Below are 4383 nucleotides of genomic sequence, written 5' to 3'. Positions count from 1 at the left end.
ATGGCTGTTTGTTCGGCCAGGGTGGCCGCCGTCAAGGTCGTGGCGGCCGTTGCAGCGGTCGCAGTGGCTGAATCCAACGCGGCTTTGGCTTTGGTGACCTTGTCTGCAGCAGCAATGTCTGTTTGCCAGTTGTAAGGGGTGCTGTTGCTCGTACCGGTGCCGCTGGTGGCCTTGCTTTTGTCCATGAAGCTCAGGCTGCTGGGCTGGCTCAGCTGTGGGTCGCCGGGGTCGGTGATGACAGACTGGGCTTGGATGGTCACGTTGCCGCTGCTGCTGATTTGGCCCTGGATGTTGCGCAGTTGCCCGGCCGTGGGCGTGCTCGCTTGGGAGTTGGCGGTGATCCGCAGGTCCATTTGTGCGGGTATTTGCACAGGGCTTGTGCCTTGCACGGAGGTGGCGTCAGTACCTGCGGTTTGCAAAATCTTGCCGCTGTTGTTGCTCAAGTCACCCGCTTCGATGCGCAGGACACGGCCCTGGCCTTCGATGTGGCCGTTGCTGTTGTCCAGCGCCAGGCCGCTTGTGATCTGCAGTTGGGCGCTGGCGCCTTGTTGGACGATGCTGCCGCTGCGGTTGTCCAGGTTGCCTTGGGTCGATATGGCCATGCTGCCTGCAGCGTTGCCGATGGTGCCCGAGCGGTTGTCGAGTTGTTCGGTGATCAGCGTGATGTCACGCTGGGCCAGCAAAGCGCCACCGGCGTTGTTCAGCTGTTGGGTCTGGATGAACAGGTCTTGCCCTTGACTTGTGCCTTGTGTCGTCGCGCCTTCTGTCCAGGTGGTGATCTTGCCGATGTTGTTGATTTGCGCCAGGTCAGTCAGGCGGATGTTTTGAGCGGCCATGACGCCGCTGTTGTCCAGCGTGTTGGCGCTGGTCAAGCTGGCCGCAGCGCTTGCAGATTGGGCCGCCCCTGTCAGGGTCAGGCTTTGGGCTTCGATGCTGCCGCTGTTTTGCGTGCTGGCCGCTTGCAATGTGATCAGCTTGGCGGCCAGTGTGCCGCTGTTGTCGAGCTTCTGCGCTTGGCTGATTTCTAATGCGCTTTCACTGCGCATCACGCCGCTGTTGGTCACTTCTGTGGCGTGGAGGGTGGTTTTGTCGGTGGCGATGATGTCGCCAGCATTGGTCAGCGTCAGGGCTTTCAGCTGCGCTGCGTTTTGCGACAAGATGACGCCGTCCTTGTCGTTGCGCAAAGCCCCGCCAATTTGCATTTGCAAGCCAGCCGCACCGGCTGTGATGCGCCCGCTGTTGGTGGCGTCACCTGTGGTCTGAATGCTCAGACTTTGGGCTTGCAGCGCCCCATCGTTGTCCAGTCTTTGGGCGACCACTTGGGCCGTGCTTTGCGAGACGATGCTGGCATTCTTCTGGTTCTGCAGCGCCCCGCCCGCGTCCAACACAAGGCCGCCATCTTGGGCTTTGATTTGGCCTTGGTTGATCACATTGGCGCTGGTTTTGATAGCCACTTGCTTGGCTTCGATCAAACCGGCGTTGACGACTTGCGCCGCGTTGATCTGCACCTGGCGTTGCGACAAGATTTCAGCGCCACTTGCATTGCGCAAGGTGCCGCCCACTTGCATGTGCAGGCCTGCGTCCAGGGCTTTGAGGTGGCCGCTGTTGCTGGCGTCTTCGCTCACGGCAATGTGCAGCTGCTGGCCTTGGGTGGTGCCCGAGTTGCGCAACTGCGCGGCTTGCAAGTCGACCGTTTGTGCAGAGATCACTTGGCCCGCTTGTTCCAGCGTTTGGGCTTTGAGCTGAACCCCGGCATCGCCTTGGGTGTTGCCTTTGTGGGTCAGCGTGCCATCGCTTTGGATGGCGATTTGCCCAGCACTGAGCAGTTTGCCGTCAATTTTGACGCCCACGCCTTCGCCCGTGGCGACAAGGCTGATCTGGTTGGCATACATGCCGCCCAGTGCGCCCACGTCCAGCCCAGAGCTTGGCGCATTTGCTGGCGAACTGGTCCCTGTGGCAGTGGCTTGTTTGGTGACTTGTCCAGTCACGTAGTGGATGTCATTTTGTCCAACGACGGCTTGAATGTTGGCGGCATGAATGTCGCCCTGGATGTTGGCGTAGCTGGACAAAATGTCCACCCGCGTGTCTGCCGCCTGCAGTCCATCTGGCCCCACGGTCACTTGGCCTTGCTGCACGCGCATTTGCTGCAGCGCGCCGTCTGCGCCGAAGACGGGTTTGCCCGTCGTCAAGGTGGCCCGGTCGGTGTTGATGAAGCCACAGCCGTTGCAGGTGATGCCGTGCTCGTTGGCCACGATGACGTCGGCCTTTGTGCCTGCGACTTCCAAGTAGCCTTGCAGTTGCGAAGCTTTGCCGCCCACCACTTCATTGAGGATGAGCTTGGCTTCCTGGCCTGGGCGCAAGTTGGGGTTGCCCTCCACCCATCCGGCAATTCGGGTGTTGCTGTTGTTGCCGCCGTTGTTGAGCACGACCCCTGTTTTGGGAACGTCAAACTGTTGGTAGCTATTGTGCGATACGCCCGCCCCGTTGGGGGTGGTGATGTTGATTTTGGTGACACCGCTTTGGGTCTGATCGACAAAGGTGCGTCGGCCATCGTTGGCCGTACCTGCATTGACGATGACCTGCGCAGTCACCAGCAAAGGGTTCAGCACATAGACAAGCAGGGCCGCTTGGGCAATGGTGCGGCGGTAGCGGATCAGGAAATGGTTTGGCGCCAATGTTGAGTTATTTAGGTCTAATAATCGACATATTTTGCCTTGATATTCAGGAAAATCTTGGGTTTGGCATGGCAGATATGGCTGTTCTTGACGCGTCTGTTTCGCCCCGCCCGCCCTCTTCGCTCTGCCGTATTCACCCTTCGCCCCAAAGCCTGCGCCCTGGTGACGCTGCGCGCAGACATTCTCACCCGCCGCAAACCCGATTGGCTGCGCCTTGAAGTCTTGCGCCTCAAGGCCCACATGCCCCGCGCTGGTTGCCGCGCTGTGGCACACACCTTCAACCGATTGCATCCCGGCCTGAGCGTGGGCAAAACCTTTGTGGCCGATCTCATCGCATCACACCAAAGGGAGATTGCCCAGCTGCGCCGTCAGATCAGATCGGCCAAGTCCCGCACTGTGGCGGTTAACAACACATGGGCCATCGACATGACGTTCTTCACAGACGACCACAAAACGACCCATGCGGCCATTGGCATCATCGACCACGGTTCACGCTTGGCGCTGCGCCTGCAAGTGCTCACCCGGCGATGCAGCTGGAGCTTGCTCGGTCATTTGTGCCTGGCCATCGCGCAATACGGCAAGCCCCGCAAACTGCGCACCGACAACGAGGCAGTTTTGAACAGCTGGCTGTTCAACTCGTTCTTGAAGATCGTTGGCATCCAGCACCAGACCACTCAGAAACACGCCCCTTGGCAAAACGGCAGGATCGAGCGCTTGTTTGGCACGCTCAAGCCGCTGCTCAGGCAACTCGTCATCCCAAGTGGTGGGGCACTGCAAAGCGCGCTCGATGAATTCAGGGTTTTCTACAACCACGTCAGGCCTCACCAAAACCTGCACGGACTCACACCAGCGGAACACTTTGCAGGGCTCAGACCACGCGACATCCGGCAAATGCCGATCAAGGAAGTCACGCCAGTGCAAGCTCTGGCGGGGTTGATGCGTGGCTACGGGATCAGGAGGTAGATCGCCCCAAAAAAGACTTCAAACCAACGCCAACAGCACTGTCCGCATCGGCCAGGGTCAATGCCTGCGTGCGTGTCGGGTTTTGCACAAAGAGCAGGCACAGCGCAGCACCAACAAGTGCAACAACCCCATCAAAAACCAGCCCCGACAGGCTGATCTTTGAAAAAACAGGGGTTGAAATTCAGGGCTCTGATGAATTTCAAGTGGGTTGCCCAGCATGAGGATTGATAGCGTGGAAGTCGAGTCTCCCGGCGATCAAGAAGATGACAGTCTTGATCGTTGTGATTCGCGTAAACCCACGCGCACGACGCTTGGATGCCTGGAACAAACCGTTGATGGCTTCGAGGAATCCGTTGGTCTGGCGTGTCTGCGCCCAGGCCACGATGCCTTCCATATGAGCGCGGATCATCTTGGCAACGTCCTTCATCGGTTCGACCTTGGAGCGCATCACGCATGTGCACCAGTGATCCAGCATGGTTCGCACAACGTTGATCTGCTTTCGATCAAGGATCTCACGCAACTGCTCTTTGTAGGACCACGCCCTGGCCGTGCGTTTGACGGTCATCTTGGCCATCAACGCATCCAGTTCAGCTGCCGCCTCCGGTTTGAGCTTGGCTGTGTCTTTGAGCAAAGTCCAGCGCATGCCCTTGAGAGACTTGTCGGTCTTCTGCTCGATCCGGCGCATCTTGTCCACTGCAGTGCTTGCGTGACCGATGATGTGAAACTTGTCAAACGTGATCCGGGC

3 protein-coding genes are annotated in these 4383 nt (G+C 58.8%); 1 reads left to right on the top strand and 2 read right to left on the bottom strand.

What is annotated here, in order from left to right; translation table 11 throughout:
• A partial coding sequence (locus AMM33_RS21100) for a filamentous hemagglutinin N-terminal domain-containing protein (RefSeq protein ID WP_194945651.1) occupies positions 1-2675 on the bottom strand: 2675 nt, incomplete at its 3' end.
• A gap of 63 nt (positions 2676-2738) precedes the next feature.
• On the opposite strand from AMM33_RS21100, the gene AMM33_RS21095 reads away from it, so the two are divergent.
• Positions 2739-3638 (top strand): integrase core domain-containing protein, encoded by a 900-nt coding sequence (locus AMM33_RS21095; protein WP_194945650.1) that lies wholly within the window; start codon positions 2739-2741, stop codon positions 3636-3638.
• Between the two features lie 199 nt (positions 3639-3837).
• On the opposite strand, the gene AMM33_RS21090 is transcribed toward AMM33_RS21095, so the two are convergent.
• A partial coding sequence (locus AMM33_RS21090) for a transposase (RefSeq protein ID WP_194945649.1) occupies positions 3838-4383 on the bottom strand: 546 nt, incomplete at its 5' end.

Source organism: Limnohabitans sp. DM1 (assembly GCF_001269385.1).
Lineage (GTDB): Bacteria > Pseudomonadota > Gammaproteobacteria > Burkholderiales > Burkholderiaceae_C > Limnohabitans_A.
This window is presented reverse-complemented; position numbering and strand designations above follow the sequence as displayed.